Below are 16,958 nucleotides of genomic sequence, written 5' to 3' on the forward strand. Positions count from 1 at the left end.
ATGAAGAAGCTATTCACCATCGTCCTCTGCTGCCTCTGCGCTCAGATCACGCTGCTCTCACAAGTCATATACTCGGGGCGGGTCATCTCGTCCGAAGACAAGGCGCCGATTCCCTTGGCCAACATCATCCTCTTAGCGCAAGACTCCTCCTTCATCGCTGGCGGGGTCACCGACGAGCTCGGGCGCTATTCGATCACGACGGAGCAAGGAAAAGGCCCGCAGTGGATACGAGCGACCTGCATCGGCTATGAGGATCTACTGCGATCGATTAGCCGCTACCCTCGGGAAGGTGCGGAGATCATCTTAGAGGTACAGACCAACCAGCTGCAGGATGTGACGGTTCGGGCGAAGCGCAAAGCCTTCAAGCTGAAGGATGGTACGTTCGTCGCCAACGTCGCGGCGGTGCCTTCACTCAGGAATAGCGGCTCGATTGACAACCTACTGAACCGCATCCCCTTCGTGCAGGGATCAGGCGGATCCTTCTCTGTGCTGGGGACGGGTGGTGAGGCTACCCTCTACCTGGATGGCCAGCGGGTGCAGGATGCGAGCATCCTCCAGCACCTCCGCTCCCAAGATATCGCGAGTGTCGAGGTCATCAATACCCCTGGCGCCCAGTATAAGGCCTCCACGAATTCGGTGATCAAGATCCACACGATAAGAAGCAGAATATGACCAGCTTCTCTGCTTCGCAATACGCTCTCCTGCAGAATCGCCTCAGTACCTACACTGGTGTCAACGTCGCTCACAGCAATGCTCGGGCTTATTGGAACTTCAATGCGGGCTATAGCCGCGCAGCGACGGTGAGTGGGAATAGCGATTACTACGGTATGCTGAATGGGAGTGGTGACCTATTGGAGACCTTCAGCTCGTCAGATATGACGAATCGAAGTGACATCTTCATGGGCGGCTTAGGGCTGAATATATCCCCAGCTAAGGAGACGAACATCGGCTTTGTTTCCAACCTCAAGGTGGTTGCTGTGACGATCGATTACGCTTCTGAGGGGCTGATCCACAAGGAGAGCGGGATCGTACGCCTGAATACTCCCTATACCTCCCAAATAGATTCACGTCCCTACAAATCCACGTCGAGCCTCTATTACAATGGGAAGATAGGTGCCACGAGTGTGAACGTCACCGATGAGATCCTTCTGGGGAGTGCGACGAAGTCCTCCGTATACGACGAGGTAGGTACTTCGGCACATGCGCAGACCAAGGGAGCTGATCGCTATGGCATGAACTCCCTGATGCTGTCCTTCCAGACACCTGTCAAGGGGGTGAAGCTGGGCTACGGCGCTGAGCTGGCCTTGAGCTTCAATAAGAATGAGCTGCAGCAGACGGAGCAAGGCATCGTGACTGACGTCGTTAGCTCCACGGTGAAGAATGGCCAAACGCTACTGGGTACCTTCGTTGATGTGAGGGCTCAGTGGCTGGGGCTGTCGTGGTATGCAGGCTTGCGATATGAGTATGAAGCCTCTTCCTATACGCAGAATGGTACGCGTGTCACCCGTCAGAAGCCCTCCCCTCACTTCCTAAGCCCCAGTTTCTCGCTGTCTTATTCGGGCGAAGACCTCCAAGCTACACTGTCTTATCGTAAGAGCCTCCACCGCCCAGCGTACTCGTCCTTGAATAACTTCACACTCCTCGAGAATCAGTACGTCTACCAGCAGGGTAGTCCCTTCTTACTCAACGAGACCAATGATGCCCTACAGCTCCTCGGCACGTACAAGACGCTGTCCTTCAGCGCCAGCTATAACTACATTCGGAATACGGCGACCACAGCGCTAGCCCGCCACGAGACGAAGGCTGACGTGCTGCTCAAGCGTAGGATAAATATCCCCAGCTATTCGACGCTCTCGCTGGGGCTGAATTGGAGTGATTCATTCGGTCCGTACTCTCCATCAATCGAGGTGGAATTCCAAAAGCAGCTCCTCAAGTACAGTGGCTTGACCTTCGATCGCCCGATGCTGGAGCTCTCGACAAGCCATTATGTAGAGCTGGGGAAGGGCTGGAGTGTGAACGCTGACGCCAGCTACTCAAGTAGAAGTCATAGCCTCTTCAGTGAGTACTCTGCTAAGTGGAGCTACAGCCTGATGCTATCCAAGGAGATAGGGAACTTCACCTTTGACCTCAGCCTGCAGAACCTCTTCCTTGACAACAAGCAGTACAGGACGCGCAGGATGGCAGGCATCTTTGCGCAGGAGATCGAAGCGCAGGACTTCTCGGGCGTCGGCTTGAACGTCTCCTACCGCATCCATTCCGTCAAGGCAGCCTACCGCAACAAGAAGGCCAGCAGCGAAGGCCAGCGCTTTTAGCCCCGTCTACACCCACCCTCAAACGCACCCTATGGTAGGTCGTCGTAAAAACCTACTGTAGGTCGTCGCACCGACCCACTGTAGGTCGCACCGACGACCTACCATAGGTTTCCAAAGTCCTCTATTCCGGTTGCTCTACCGACCCTTCCTTCTGCATCTTGCATTTAGACTCATGTTCTCTAAGGGTATCCTAAGAAGGATGGCATGTATCATCCCTCTTCTATGAGTCGAAGGATTGAGGGGGCTTCCTTGAGAATTGATACCTTTATCAAGCATCGATACTCATGGATGGAGCAAGATATGTGCAATAAAAGACAATGAGTAGATGCTCCAAGCGATACCGAAGTATGCACCTCTTCCTCTTCGTCTGTGGTGCGCTGGCCTTGGCAACCATCCCTAAGTAGTTGCGACCTAAATACGTAAACTCATGAATAACATTGCGACGCTAAAAGCTCCGCTTAATCCTAATGCTAAGGTGTATAGTATCCTTGCCGAGTAGCCTCAATGGTGGATGGATCGGATCCAGATGAAGGGTGTATATGTCGAGGTTCGCAAGGGCGAGATCGTCGATGTGTACGATGAAGGAGGGCGTATGGCAGAGATCAAATGTAACCGAGGAGAGTGCAGCGTGACGAGGAAACAAAGAGAGAGGCTATGCGAGGTGACCAAAGTCAACCATACATAGCCTCTCTAAAGGAGAGTATCACTAAAAGAAACTGCAACGTTACAGTCCGACCATACATATTAATGTTTTATGCAAGCCCGTGCGCTTCAGCACCTAACCGCTACAGTTGTTTGTTGATACTCTTGTCTTATTCTCTACTACAAATGTATGTATAATAAATGGAATAACCTAGCATTCTGCGAATTATTTTATATCGCAAGGGGCTGATACTGTTTTACTACGGGGATGTTAAGCAGCTCTACAGCTAGCTCATCAAATATCTCGAGTAGTTTAGCGACCATCTCACGGCAAAAAGTCTCTGCTAGTTCGGGCGATTGACGTAAGCTCGCCTTGCCTCCCCAGATATGTGTGATCATATCTTGTTCGTGTAGTTGCTCCAGTTCCAGCAGTGTTTTGACGGGAGTATTCGTATTCTCGGAGCAGATGCCTAGTAGACGCTGTTCGGCGAAGACCATCTGGCTTATGTCATCGTTGGCCCGCTCAAGATTATCTCGCATAAACTCGATAGCATGAGAGGTATAGAGCTCCTTGAATTTTGGATCTGCTATATAGAGCAAAGCTGTATTGAACGGCTCTGCCGACCAGCTCCAAGACTCCTCGAAGCGATAGCCCTTGGCTGTCTTGAGCTTATCTATGCTTGGATAGACTTCCGATAGACATTCTCTGTGAACACAAGCTACCGCATCTTTTTTCGGATTGATCTTTTCATCCAAGCTCTTCCAGACAACCATATCCGTATCAAGCATGACGCAAGGACACTGCATGTCTCGCAGCGCATAGAGCTTACCCCCTGCCCAGAAGATCGAGAAGTCTACTCGGTCTTGTATGGTATCTAGTACCGTGGTGTCAATGCCACCGTCCCAGATAAACGTCATATTCTGCTCCTCGTAGATCCTCTTGCCCTCAGAGTCGGTGTACAGCTTGATCGGACCATTGTGCCTGCGCCACTGTAGGGCAGACATAATCGTGGTCAGAAGCTCGAAGTCATCTATATGTGGCTCTTGACCTCTTGCTCTAGCAGGGGCTGTATGTGTAACATGAAAAGCTGGTATCTTCGTCTGCTTTGCTTTGATTCGGGCAGTTATGACTTGGGTTCGTAAGGCTCTTGGATCCAAGGGGCGAGTGTCCTCCGTCTCATTTGCCCGACTTATCAGCTTCATCCCATAGCTCCCATCGAGGTATCCCTCCTTGGTATTGGAGGAAATTCCACCTTTGTAGCTACCTACATAGGACGAACTCTCTTGACTAGCTTGGGATGCCTCGCGTCTCTGGCTATACTCCTTGATAGATGAGAGGATTTGCCCGAGTTTTCTTTGGTCAGACTCAACGATCACACGACATCGTCCTCGTGCCTCGTAAGTCTCAACGAAGATGTAGGCCTCTCCCTCTTGATGAGCCCTTACCAGTCCTCGCTCATCGACAGTCGCAACGAGGGGATTGCTAGAGCTCCACGCCAGAGCTTCTGGGACAATTGGCTCACTGGGATACAGTTGATATTCCCTTTTGGTGAAAATCTCAATCTTCTCGGCGTTGAGTCTTAGATCAGCTTTTGCACTGGGTCGTATAGGCTGGTCCAGAACAATGGCTTCATCCAAAAGTCCCAATAGCTTGGATAGCCCTATGGGCATATGGTCCTGCGTGGCTTGGAGCTTGACTTTGAGATGATGATTGCTCGTGATCGTCTGCTGCTCTTCACCATCGTGTTGTGTATCTGTTCCTGCAAAGGAGCATGTCAGATGCTTTTCATCGAAACTCTCGACCAGCGCATTGAACTCGATATCTAGCCGATCAACTGAGAAGTGAGGGATGGGGACTAGGGTCATCAGAGGGATGGATAGCTCTAGCATCCGCTCGCCGTTCTGGTATCTGAATGACACCATCACAGCCTCCTGATGCCCAGCCTCATTTTGCCTTAGGGTAACAGAGTTCAAGTAGCGCTTTGTCACTTGAGCTGCTTCTACCTGTGCTCGTATGCAAGCCCTCACCGGATCTCCGAGCATTTGGCTAAAAGGGAGTTTAGCCAATGCTGATTGGGGTGAATCTTGATTCTTCATAGCTACTTCCGACTAATAATCTCAATGCCATCGGGAATAACATACCCATACTTTTTGCGCTTTTCCTCAAATCCCTTCGGCACGATGAGCCGTCCGATACTGCTATCCTTGATGTTTAGCTGCTTGAGGGCATAGCAGTATGATATATCCACGACATCATGTGCACAGTTCTTGATGTCAAGTCTTTCCAGATGGATCGCAGAGGATAAGACGACCTGGGGGATTAAACCCTTTCCCCACTTGGAGAGTACCAACGTGTAGATTTGCTCAAGCCACCCAAAGTCCATGATAGCTCTGTGCTGTCCCTGTATCAAATCCTGCCCCGTACCCCATAGCTCTAGATAGAGCAAATCAGCTAGGCGACTCATAGCAAACGACTGCACAGCAGCTAGATTGAGTCGAGTACACCTGAAGGCCTTCAGACTATGGAAGGCCCCCAAATCATCTATGCTAATGAATGGGAACTGATCGTGTGGTATGTTGAGAGCTTTGATCTTGGGGATATCATTGCGCTCTATATGATCCCTCTCAGGTAGCTTGATCGGGATCTCTGTCTCGGATTTACTCCCAAATGAATAGTCTATGGCTATCTTCTGTGAAACTGATTTGACACAACCACGAGCGATGGCTCTGGCAATCTCTGGATCTTTGAGTGATAGATAGATGCTCTCTGCTGCCACTGACTGCTCCATAAACCCCAGCACCTTGCTGAGTCCAGAGGGAATGTGGTCTTGTGTGGCACGCACTGCTACGTCTATCGTGTTCTCCAGTTTGGTGGTCATAGTGTCACTGGAGGTCGTTGCATAGGTTGCCGCAATCATGCACTCGTCTTTCGATGCCTTTTCGTTGACCCCAGTGACTCTAGCCTTGAATGAGATCTCTAGCGTATCTATAGAGAAGTAAGGTACGGGAACCAGTGTAAGCAATGGAATGTGTAGGTATGCCTTGGTGCCATTGTTGACGAATGAAAAGGATACTACGACAGCTTCCTTGCCGTTCTCTAGACCTACCTCTCTGATATAGTGCCAAGTACTCATCGAGGACTGCTCTTGAGCGAGAATGCACGCCTTGAGCGGACCACCGATCAGATGATGAAAGGGAATTCCTTCCATCAGTTCGTTTACACTACTCATACCTTATGTTGTTAGTTTGTAGTATGACCGACTACGATAGCTACGGCGAATGGGTTATCTGTGGAAGGTGCTTGCCTCCTGTACGCGCTGCTTGGCGCGCTCTACATCGCCTAGTATCTCTAGAGCCCGCTTGGATTCTTGTTTGTTGATCTCGAGTCTGAGGCGACAGTGCTTGCACTCTATATATGAAGCCGATATAAGCTCGGTGATTGTGGTCTCGATGAAGTGGTTGCACTTAGGGCAGTTGAGCCCTGGTGTTCTTTGCTGGTTCATATTGTTCTCTAGTATTTTAATAGGTTAGTACTCTTCTGATAGCCTTGTGCTATTTCCTATAACTCTAAATATATCAGCAAACCCAGGAGGTAGGGGCGACTGCTTTAGCTTCACTCTAAAGGTAAAATTGCTCTGCTCGGTTTGCTTGTCTGGATTGAGTATTTGCATCTGAGTCTTGGATTCGTCTTGGCGTTCCAACTCTCCGACCATAGTGCGAAGCAAAAATCGCCAAGCGATATGCTTGTGTGCATAGTCGTAGCGTGCTCCATCCAATGGGAACTCGATGTGGATCTCTTTGGTCGCATTATCGGTACGCCGATAGGTGTTGCCTTGGTACCAAAAAGACCCATCGCCAAAGAGTTTGACTAGGGGGCGATTGCTCCACGCAAACTCGCTGACTTGCTTTTCAGTTAGTTTCTCCTTCCATAGCGTAATGTAGGGCCTACCCATAGAGAGTAGGACACATTGCTTGTCTTTGAGACCTTTGGTCGGATCGCTTCTATAGTATGATCTCTCGCCAGCCTCATTTATAATCATGAAGATGAGCTTACTTGTATTGATCAAAGACCTATAGATGTGGATCTCTCGAGCATAAACTCGCTTGTTCTGCTGTTTGTCGTAGTATTCTGTTAGTGCTGTAGATGGGTTTATGCTCTTCTCTGGGGAGGAGATACTGGGGGGATCCACTTTGGGCGCTTCCCCTTGAGTCTTAAGTTCTAAATGGCATGAACAAGAGAATTCTGCCTCCTCGATGCGCAGTAGGGACAAAGGGATCAACGTGATCACTGGGATCTGTAGGAGCATTCTACGCCCCTGCTCATCGCTGTAGCCGAAGGAGATAGGAGGCATATTGCGTAGCTCACCCAATATGCGCAGGTATTCCTCTAACCCCATCTGCTCGGCTTTAAGCGTAGAGATATGTGCCTCTTTGATCAGCTCTGCAAGCCCTATGTTCATATTGGTTGGTATATTACTCATTGTTGTACTGATGTATAGATATCCCTTCCGATGTGGAGGCACAGAGGATTAAACATTAGTCGTATTTGACAGCTGAGGTACCACCTTTAGGGTAATGGATTGGATTGACTCAGCTGGGTACTCCTTGAGCCGCTCGGCATCGATCTCGATACGTAGCGAACGCTCGGTACGACATGAAAACAGCTGGGCTCCCTGCTCCTCGTCTATGATCTTGCGGATCTCCTCGCTTACTTCATCGTCTAGTATACGTCGAGTCTCTGCCAGTAGCTCTGGGCCTCCAGGTAGAGTGAAGAGGCCTTCAATATCGCTATGTCGGAAGAGATCCTCCTCGCCTACTGCCAGCACCTGATCAGCAATAGCCTCGATCTCGAACTCATGCCGTTCGTTGTACAACTTGTCGATATTGGCTTTGAGCTTGGAGTGCATTCGGTGAGCGATGTAGTCGATGAGTCGACGATTATCTCCTAGATCATCTATATAGGAGAATCCATTGGGCGCGTATGGTACTCCAGATACCTGAGTTTGGTGAACTAACTTGCGAATTACTAGTTTGGCGAGCTGCTCCGAGATATTGCTGAGTAGGCGGTCACTCTCGGTTGCATTGAGCACCTTCACCTCCGTGATATCCTCTCCGTCTTGGATGGCATACCGTAGGTTTAGGGTTAGCTCTCCCACCCCTACGGCAGGGGGGACAGATGCCCCCCCCCCGCGTTTGGATGGTCTGAGAGAGCAAGCTCGCGGGCATACTTGGCCACTTCGTGCTGCGCTTGTATTACGTCTCGTAGCACCGATGCTATTACTTGCTTGAGGTTTGTCATAAGATGTATGCGGAATAATCCGAGTGTCTATTACTCGGCGACTGTAATGCTTTGAGTCTTCTCACCGGCTTCTATTTTGTAGTCGCCTACTTTCGAGAATGTTAGGATTACTCCTGAATCCGCCTCTTGAGATTCAACCCCATCGCTTGGGGTGCACTTGATTGCGCTTGGATCCAAGATGCCGTCCTCGTTGAGGTATCTAACGAAAAGTTTACGTCCGCCAGAGTTAGGCTCGGGTCTAACTTGCAGTTCTCCAGAAGGGTCGAAGGTCGTGATGGTATTGTTGAGCGTCTCGATGATCTTGGCTAAGCCACCAGGCATATCCGCAGGCCCTGCTTGGACCTGAAAGTCAACCGTTGTCTCGATACAATACTTGGACTCTTGAGTGACTTTGGAATCCTTCTTGTTGGAGTATTCGGCTTTACTTTCGGAGTCCTTGGAGTCTTTAGACTTTTTGTATTCCTTGTAGAAATCCAAAGCCTGTCCGCCATATTTTATCACCTCACGCCACCAAGCGGGGGTATCCTTCTTCTCCTCAGATTTGTCATCTGCGCTCTTCTTCGAGGCCTTTGCCGAAGTCTCTTCCCCTTCTTTTTTCTGTTCAGTGCTCTGCTCTGTTTTCTTATCACCTTCTTGCTTCTTCTCTTCCTCTTTCTTCCCCTCCTTTTTCCCCTTGTTTAGCTCTAGGGTAATATCAGGACCTGTCCCCCACGAGGAGGAAGACTTGATCGTGGCTTTGAAGCTGATACTGACAGCATTGATCTGGAAGAAGTTGATCGGCACGAGTGTGATGAGTGGCACCATGATCTTCTGCCTCTTGCCATCTTTGATGAATTCAAAGCCTACAGTAGCGGCGACTTGGTTATTCTCCTTATCGGAGAAGATCCCCATCTCTCGAAGAGCCGTGATTGTCGTCTGATGACTTTCGTTTTGTGCGGCCACGCATGCCCTAAGAGGCTCGCTGATCAGGTGGGTAAAAGGGATATCAGTCACCCCTCCCAGCGTAGCTTTACGCAAGGCAGCATAGTCAATGGAGCTGCTAGAATCCTGCTCCTTATCGATTTTGTCAGCCATGTTCGTATCTCCTATTCTTTACTGGGGTTATGAAGTGACTACGATCAAGGCTTGGCATTCACCACCCTTGACGTAATACTCTCCTTCTTCGGTAAAAGTAGCAATCACGCTCTCTCCGTTGCTCGATACTTTGAGGGGAGTTTGGTCGAATGCCCCACCGCCGTCTTGTCCCTGCCACTTATCTGCGGGGTCTGTAGCTTTGCGCCACATGACTTCTTTGGGCGACCAAACACCTTCATTATTTCGGTAGGAGATGATGATGGACTGATTGACTGCAACCATTTGGTCACTGACCGTTAGTTCACCCTTAGCATTGACCGTGTCTACAGCACTATTGAGGATCTCTAGCACTTTCGCCATGCCTGCAGGCATACTATCTTGACCAGCATGCACGTGCACATCCATAGTGTACTCGACACTGTACTTAGACTCTTGCGTAGCCTTGGAGTCTTTTTTGCTGGAGAAGTTAGCATGCATCTCTAGAGAGGCCTTGGCAAATAGACCTCGGTAACCTCCCGAGGCTTTGACACCAGCATCAACAGCCCTAGATCTCTTGACCTCGTTCGAGTTGGAGGCCGAGGCAGAGATCTGTGCCTTGAAGTTGATTTCGATCTCGTTGATTGCAATATAAGGGATGGGGACAATGGTCAGCAACGGGACGATGAGCATCATCCGGCGACCACCTTGCACATACTCAAATATGACGGTGATAGCCTTGGTGTTGCCCTCTTTATCGGTCTGCAGCCCTACCTGCTTGATGAACTCCCATGTCGTTTGAGCGGCTTGGGCTTGGGCATCAATACAAGCTGTGAGTGGCCCCCCGATGATCGATCCAAAGGGGATGGCCTGTAGGGCAGAGGTCGCAACTTGAGAGGGCGTAGTATCTATATTGGCCATAGCGTTTACGTCTATAAAATTAAACCATCATGCTAGGTCTCCATATTGATCCTTAGACGAGCCCAGATGAGCTTGTTGCATCCCCTATGGGGCTCTAGATCCTATGGAGCTTGCTTCCGTTACTTGGTTAAACTCATTCTCTTCTTGGAGAGCTACCTAACCCACTGTTATTTGCTCTCTGGTGACTTTCCTCCTCCGGTGGAATTGTCTGCGACTACGACGACCTGAATGGTTTCTGTGAGAGTGCCATCTGCATTGGATAGCAGATAGTTCCCAACCGTGAGATCTTCTGTCATCGCTCTGTTCTTGTTGCGAGTCTTGAGTAGGTCTTCGCCAGAAGGCTTATCCCCATCTAGCTTCTTGAGCCAGAAGTCTTCCTTGCGCGTGGAGAGTAGCCCTTCAGGAGTCTTATAGGCAGCCTCAAAGGAAGCCTTGGCTGTATTATTAGGTACTATCAAGATGTTGTTGTTGATCAAGAATTCGCCCTCTGGATTGCAGACATCCATGGCATTGCCGATGAGCTCCAAGACCTTTGCCATACCTGCAGGCATACTATCTTGGGAGGCATGTACTGCCACATCCATGGTGTACTCTACGCTATACTTCGACTCACGAGTCCCTACCGAGTCTTTTTTACTCGAGATAGAGGCCTGCATAGAGTTGTTGGAGTAGTTGCTCGAGTAGCTAGAGCTGTTGACTCCACTTCTGCTCTTGTCCCACCAATGGCCAGAGCGCGAGTAGCTACGGCTGGTGTCTCTATCGTAGTGACTGCTATAGTTCGAGCCTTTATGCTCATCTGTCTCTGTGATGGCATCTTGATCTGTCGCACTAGCTTGGGCCTTGATATTGGCCTTGAAGTTAATGTCAATCGTGTTGATCGCAATGTAAGGGATAGGGACAATGCTCAGCATAGGGACATTGAGACGAACCAAGCGCCCCCCTTGGATGAACTGGAAGCAGACATAGACTGCTTTTTTCTCCATCACAGGATCCTCAATGACATTGCCCTTGCTGTCCTTGACGGGGTTGCCATAGCGATCCAAGCGAGGAGCTGTCACAATGGTTCCGTCAGGCTTTCGTGCAGGTACATCTTCTAGCCCCACCTCACGGATGAAGTCGACAGTGGTCTGGGCTGCTATGCGTTGAGCTTTGACACACGCCTCAAGAGGGCCTCCGATGATGTTCTCGAAGGGGATCGCTCTTAGAGCGCTGGTGGCTACCGATGATGGTGCCGTGCTGATGATCTTTTCCATAGTAACTCTGAATTATGTGTGATTAAGAACTGGGAATTTAGCCTTCAATCTCGCTAGACATGTCTGAAGTATCCTACTTAGTCATGATCTATCTAGTCATTCTTCAACCTCATTGGGGTTCAACTATTTCGTTTGGTGAGGCCAGCTTGATCGTTTGGTGGTGCTAGCTTGTTTGGCAAAGGTATGCACTTATATTTTAAAATCCAAGTGCTTGAGGAGGCGCTTTTTAAATAACTATGCGTCTGCACTTCTCCCCCTTTGTGCCTCCCCCTTTGTGGTAGGGGTTTCCTGCATCTGATCCAAGCTGTTGAATGAAGCCTTTTAGCCGTCCAGGGGAGCTTGCTTCTTCCCTCCTTTTTCACCCGCTCTACACGCACCCCCAAAATAACCCTACGGTAGGTCGTCGGAAAAACCTACTGTAGGTCGTCTCACCGACCCACGGTAGGTCGCATCGACGACCTACCGTAGGGTTATTTTTCCCTCCTTCGTCGACCACTCTAGCTAGCCTTCCATCAAGCCTCTTTCTTCTCCTCTATACGTAAAGAGGATTTCCATAGAGAACCTGCAGGAACCTTATACGATGCTCCATGATGCAAGAGAGGCTATCCGTAAAGATTTTCTACTTTTATGGGAGCCCCTATACTCTTAGGGAGCCCCCCTATGCTATGCGTGAGGTCGTGAATATAGGGAGTAGATTTGTTAAGGTATATGCCTTTCAGCTTAGACTTGAGCTGTAGAAAGCCTCTGAGATCAAATCAGAAGCGATCCTATTTAAGGGTGGGGGCTAATGATGATGTGTTTATGTTAATGTCTTCGTTTTATGGTTACAGGGACAGAAAGGATATTTGAAGATGTCTATCAAGCAAGGGACTATGTCCTTGCTCTAGAGCAGAGTGAGTTAGATTGTGATGTTTTTCGGGAAAAGCCGCCGATGATGTGTTATCAGAATGATGGCTTCCGAGGTCGTCCTCGACCCATTCCCATTGATAGCCTCGACTTTCCACTAGTAGCCTATTTTAATGAAGCAGATGAGGACAAATTTATTATGACACGACTTCAGTCAGGGCGTTATTCACTTAAACCCAATCTGAGGGATCGTAAGTTTTTATTTAGGGGAGAAACGGAGTTTCATGATCCATGTAAACCTAGCTTGTTTCGGGATGCTAAGAAGACTTATTTCTTAGATCCTCTGATTTATGGGCATGAGATGTTTCGTCTAATTTTATCGCACCCTCTTGTTCAGTTATTAGATGTGGGGCTCGACTTGAACGGGAAACGTATACGCTTTGAAATGAATCTGTATGGCTTAACTCAACATTATTATAATCAAACGAGTCTATTGGACTTAACTAGCGATATTGATGTGGCATTATTCTTTGCTACACAGCGTTATGATTCGAAGACAGACTCATATTATCCAATAGTTGATGAAAATGAGGAAAAAATAGGGGTACTCTACTATTATAGTCTCGATTGCAGAACTGATTTTGTTCGCTCTTTTGGAGGTAGAATGTCGACAATAGGACTGCAGGTCTTTCCTAGGAGCGGTAGGCAAAAAGGTTTTTTGTATGATTGCGATAAAGACTCCAATTTTAATGACCACGCTCAATTGAGAGCTGTTCGATTTAAGCATAAGGAGATAATTGCAAATGAAGTATACGCTAAGATGGATGGAGGGCGACGACTATTCCCTCATGATATCTTACAGGATCATTGGGCTGGTATCCAAAAGGGAAGAGTCTCACTTGATGCTGTATATATCAACGTAGATCGAAATGGAGAAGAGGATGCTGAAAGTATAAGAGCAAAGTTGAATCGTTGTGGTATAGAGGTGGCGGACTATAAGCCCCTATTGACTGAGGAAGAACTGCATAGATACTATGAGGACGTTAGGAAAGAGAACCTCTGGGAAGTATTCTGTGACCAAATATATATACCAGGTGACAAAGATGGGAAGATGATGGCAGCTCTACGCAATGTGCCTAACAATCCAAAATATAACTGGGCATTCAAAGAGGGTATTCCTCCTCAAATAGATTACGATCAGGGATTTTTGTTGAAGCACTATAAGAAGGTGTTGATGCGAGAATAACCTACAATAGGGTTCACTATTGTGGGAGCATCTATCATTAATCCTTTTGACCATTCCTATTGCCTACTTAGAGGTGCGTATACGTGTCTAGGGCAAAAAAGTGACTAGTTTCTTCTGAATAACAAGAGAGAGTCGGGGTTAATTGCCTAGGTATCCTCTTTCCATATCTATTCTTATTCCCGTAGGATGTCAGGAAGTAGAACCAGTAGAGTGTCTTTCTGTTGGTATAGCAAGCTGTGGGAAGAAAAGTAAAGGGTACAAATGAAGCTGCTTGCTGATTTGCGCTCTTTTCTTTTCGGAGAGAGGGAAATATTCGATTTCTCTTTATCTCTTTGGGTAACAGATATCTATTCTTTGCGCAGGATGCACAAGGAAACTATCAAGAGACCAAGTCATGCCCGATCCTTTAGGGGCAGTTGCTGTTCTTCCAAGATGAGTAAATGGAAAGCTCAAGCGTGCGGAGGAGTAGGGGAGTCTGAGGGCTCGGTAGGTAGGCTTGGAGGATTGAGGTTAGCTAAAGGAAATAGTGTGAGGGGGCAAGGTGGGTGCAGTTTCCGAAGAGGTGGGGTGTGCTTTGCGGGCAGCTTGGTTTTATGGGGGTGTTTATTAAGAATTTCAGTTTATCTTTGATTGTGAAAGGGTGGCGGTAAGCCATGCCTTCGCTGAACAACTAATCTAAAGAGTAGATACGATGGAGAAGCTTACAGGCTTGATCGATGCACCGTTTACCCCATTCTACGAAAATGGGGAGGTTAATCTCGAACCCATAGAACGCTATGCCGATATGCTGGCAAAGAACGGGCTCAAGGGAGTTTTTGTCAATGGATCTTCTGGTGAAGGCTACATGCTGACCGAGGAGGAGCGAATGCGCCTAGCTGAGCGCTGGGTCGAAGTCGCTCCCGAAGGCTTTAAGGTCATTGTCCATGTGGGCAGCACCTGCGTGAAGTCAAGCCAGCGTTTGGCTGCTCACGCTCAGGAGATCGGTGCCTTTGGTATCGGAGCGATGGCTCCTCCCTTCCCCAAGATCGGTAGAGTCGAAGAGCTGGTCAAGTACTGTGAAGAGATCGCTGCTGGCGCCCCTAAGCTGCCCTTCTACTACTACCATATCCCCGCTTTCAATGGAGCTTACCTCCCCATGCTGGACTTCTTGAAGGCGGTAGACGGACGCATCCCTAACTTCGCAGGTATCAAGTACACCTACGAAAGTCTGTACGAATACAACCAGTGCCGCTTGTATGCAGGTGGTAAGTTCGACTTGCTGCACGGACAAGATGAAACCATCCTTCCTTGCTTAGCTATGGGAGGTGCACAAGGCGGGATCGGAGGTACCACCAACTACAACGGTCGTTGCCTCGTCGGGATCCTTGATGCTTGGAAGCGTGGTGACATTGAGGAAGCACGCGAGCTGCAGAACTTTTCCCAAGAGGTGATCAATGTGATCTGCCACTTCCGTGGGAACATCGTCGGGGGGAAGCGTATCATGAAGCTCATCGGCTTGGACCTTGGGAAGAACAGAACGCCCTTCAACAATATGACGGATGAAGAAGAAGCTCGCATGAAGCAAGAGCTGGAAGAGATCAACTTCTTTAGCCGCTGCAACATCTTCTGATATTCTCATAAATACCAGAACTGATGGATGTAAAGAAATATCTTGCGTACTGGGCAGACCGCTACCAAGACGATCTCAAGGAGAATATACTCCCCTTCTGGCTGAAGCATGGTTTGGATAGAGTCCATGGCGGTGTGTACACATGCGTTGATCGCGATGGCACGCTGATAGACTCTACCAAATCGGTATGGTTCCAAGGACGCTTCGGCTTCATCTGTGCCTACGCATATAACAACATCGAAGCGAACGAGGAATGGCTCAAGGCTTCCAAGAGCTGTATCGACTTCATCGAGCAGCACTGCTTCGATACCGATGGGCGCATGTACTTTGAGGTGACTGCCTCGGGTCAGCCTATTCGCAAAAGACGCTATGTCTTCTCTGAGTGCTTTGCCGCGATAGCGATGTCGGAGTATGCGATAGCATCGGGCGATAAGAGCTATGCTGAGAAGGCCTTGGCGCTCTTCAAGCAGATCCTCCACTTCATCAATACGAAGGGGATCCTTGCGCCCAAGTTTTGCGAAGGGGTGGAGATGCAAGGGCATTCGATCACGATGATCCTTATAAATACTGCTGCACGTATTCGTGAGGCTATACCTGCTGTCGAGTTGGATGAGCAGATTAGCCTGTCTATCGACACCCTCCAGCGCTATTTTATCCATCCCGAATTCGAAGCTCTCCTAGAGACAGTAGGGCCTAATGGTGAGTTCATCGACACCATCATCGGACGCACCATCAATCCTGGTCACTGCATCGAGACGGCGTGGTTCTTATTAGAAGAAGCCAAGTATCGTGGTGGTGATCCCCAGCTGACAGAGGTGGCCGTCAAGATCCTTGACTGGTCATGGAACTGGGGCTGGGATAAGGAATATGGTGGACTCATCAACTTCCGTGACTGCAAGGGGCTGCCCGTGCAGGACTATTCGCAGGATATGAAGTTCTGGTGGCCACAGACCGAAGCAATCATCGCGACGCTTTACGCCTACGAAGCCACTGGAGAAGAGCGCTTCCTGCGCATGCACCAGCAGATCAGCGATTGGACCTATGCTCACTTCCCCGATGCGGAGTATGGCGAGTGGTATGGTTACCTACACCGTGATGGTAGCGTAGCTCAGCCTGCGAAGGGTAACATCTTCAAGGGCCCCTTCCATATCCCCCGAATGATGATTAAGGGATCCATGCTCTGTAGAGACATGATGAAGTCCTAGTCATCGACCTTGAGTTTAAGAATACTACTAGATACTAACCATTCTCGTAAAAGTCCCTTATTCCTGCGCTTGTTGTGAATAGGGGACTTTTACTCCTAATCAGATATATGAAAAGCCTTACTAATAGTAAGTACTATCCATGGGTTGTAGTCGCACTATTGGGCGGTGTGGCGTTGCTCAACTATATGGATCGCCAGATGCTAAGTACGATGAAAGACTCCATGCAAGTGGACATCACGGACTTGCAGTCTGCTGCGAATTTTGGACGATTGATGGCCGTATTCCTCTGGATCTATGGCTTGATGAGTCCTATCTCTGGGATTATAGCAGACAATCTCAGCCGTAAGAAGCTTATCGTGGGTAGCCTATTGGTGTGGTCTTCTGTCACCTACTTCATGGGCTTAGCCACGACGTATGATCAAGTCTTTTGGCTGCGTGCCCTGATGGGGCTTAGTGAGGCTCTTTACCTTCCTGCTGGGCTGTCTCTTATTGCTGATTATCATACGGGAGGCTCTCGGTCGCTGGCCGTTGGTATTCACATGACTGGGCTATACCTCGGACAAGCCATCGGCGGG

At 49.0% G+C, this 16,958-nt stretch carries 13 protein-coding genes; 6 read left to right on the top strand and 7 right to left on the bottom strand.

The features are described from left to right. Both HMPREF1323_RS06460 and HMPREF1323_RS06465 read left to right on the top strand, forming a co-directional pair. On the top strand, positions 1 to 672 hold the full coding sequence (locus tag HMPREF1323_RS06460; protein ID WP_009433351.1) for a carboxypeptidase regulatory-like domain-containing protein: 672 nt from the start codon (positions 1 to 3) through the stop codon (positions 670 to 672). Beyond that, a complete protein-coding gene (locus HMPREF1323_RS06465; RefSeq protein WP_009433333.1) occupies positions 669 to 2,312 on the top strand; it encodes an outer membrane beta-barrel protein in 1,644 nt (547 codons plus the stop codon). Before HMPREF1323_RS06460 ends, HMPREF1323_RS06465 begins: the two co-directional genes overlap by 4 nt. An 873-nt stretch (positions 2,313 to 3,185) precedes the next feature. Here HMPREF1323_RS06465 and HMPREF1323_RS06470 read toward each other — a convergent pair. The 7 genes from HMPREF1323_RS06470 to HMPREF1323_RS06505 form a co-directional block, all read right to left on the bottom strand. Further along, positions 3,186 to 5,051, bottom strand: coding sequence for a DUF6734 family protein (locus HMPREF1323_RS06470; protein WP_044124166.1), 1,866 nt, complete (start codon positions 5,049 to 5,051; stop codon positions 3,186 to 3,188). Positions 5,052 to 5,053: 2 nt separating this feature from the next. Next, positions 5,054 to 6,163 (bottom strand): DUF2589 domain-containing protein, encoded by a 1,110-nt coding sequence (locus HMPREF1323_RS09025; RefSeq protein WP_009433341.1) that lies wholly within the window; start codon positions 6,161 to 6,163, stop codon positions 5,054 to 5,056. Positions 6,164 to 6,481: 318 nt separating this feature from the next. Further along, positions 6,482 to 7,414, bottom strand: a complete 933-nt coding sequence (locus HMPREF1323_RS06485; RefSeq protein WP_009433343.1) for a hypothetical protein — start codon at positions 7,412 to 7,414, stop codon at positions 6,482 to 6,484. Between the two features lie 69 nt (positions 7,415 to 7,483). Continuing rightward, positions 7,484 to 7,861: a hypothetical protein gene (locus HMPREF1323_RS09195; protein ID WP_156795221.1), complete on the bottom strand. Its 378-nt coding sequence runs from the start codon at positions 7,859 to 7,861 to the stop codon at positions 7,484 to 7,486. 422 nt (positions 7,862 to 8,283) lie between these two features. Continuing rightward, positions 8,284 to 9,327: a DUF2589 domain-containing protein gene (locus tag HMPREF1323_RS06495; protein ID WP_009433350.1), complete on the bottom strand. Its 1,044-nt coding sequence runs from the start codon at positions 9,325 to 9,327 to the stop codon at positions 8,284 to 8,286. 27 nt (positions 9,328 to 9,354) lie between these two features. Beyond that, positions 9,355 to 10,224: a DUF2589 domain-containing protein gene (locus HMPREF1323_RS06500; protein ID WP_009433336.1), complete on the bottom strand. Its 870-nt coding sequence runs from the start codon at positions 10,222 to 10,224 to the stop codon at positions 9,355 to 9,357. 167 nt (positions 10,225 to 10,391) lie between these two features. Next, positions 10,392 to 11,477, bottom strand: coding sequence for a DUF2589 domain-containing protein (locus tag HMPREF1323_RS06505; RefSeq protein WP_009433344.1), 1,086 nt, complete (start codon positions 11,475 to 11,477; stop codon positions 10,392 to 10,394). Between the two features lie 820 nt (positions 11,478 to 12,297). Between HMPREF1323_RS06505 and HMPREF1323_RS06510 the strand changes: the two genes are divergently transcribed. The 4 genes from HMPREF1323_RS06510 to HMPREF1323_RS06525 form a co-directional block, all read left to right on the top strand. Beyond that, a complete protein-coding gene (locus HMPREF1323_RS06510) occupies positions 12,298 to 13,569 on the top strand; it encodes an FRG domain-containing protein (RefSeq protein WP_009433338.1) in 1,272 nt (423 codons plus the stop codon). Positions 13,570 to 14,260: 691 nt separating this feature from the next. After that, complete coding sequence (locus tag HMPREF1323_RS06515; protein WP_009433352.1) at positions 14,261 to 15,178, top strand: dihydrodipicolinate synthase family protein; 918 nt, start codon at positions 14,261 to 14,263, stop codon at positions 15,176 to 15,178. A gap of 23 nt (positions 15,179 to 15,201) precedes the next feature. Continuing rightward, positions 15,202 to 16,383: an AGE family epimerase/isomerase gene (locus tag HMPREF1323_RS06520; protein ID WP_009433334.1), complete on the top strand. Its 1,182-nt coding sequence runs from the start codon at positions 15,202 to 15,204 to the stop codon at positions 16,381 to 16,383. A gap of 107 nt (positions 16,384 to 16,490) precedes the next feature. Further along, positions 16,491 to 16,958, top strand: a 468-nt coding sequence (locus HMPREF1323_RS06525) for an MFS transporter (RefSeq protein WP_044124167.1), incomplete at its 3' end; no start/stop codon positions are given.

The organism is Porphyromonas sp. oral taxon 279 str. F0450 (genome assembly GCF_000292995.1).
In the GTDB taxonomy this organism is placed as follows: Bacteria; Bacteroidota; Bacteroidia; order Bacteroidales; family Porphyromonadaceae; genus Porphyromonas; species Porphyromonas pasteri.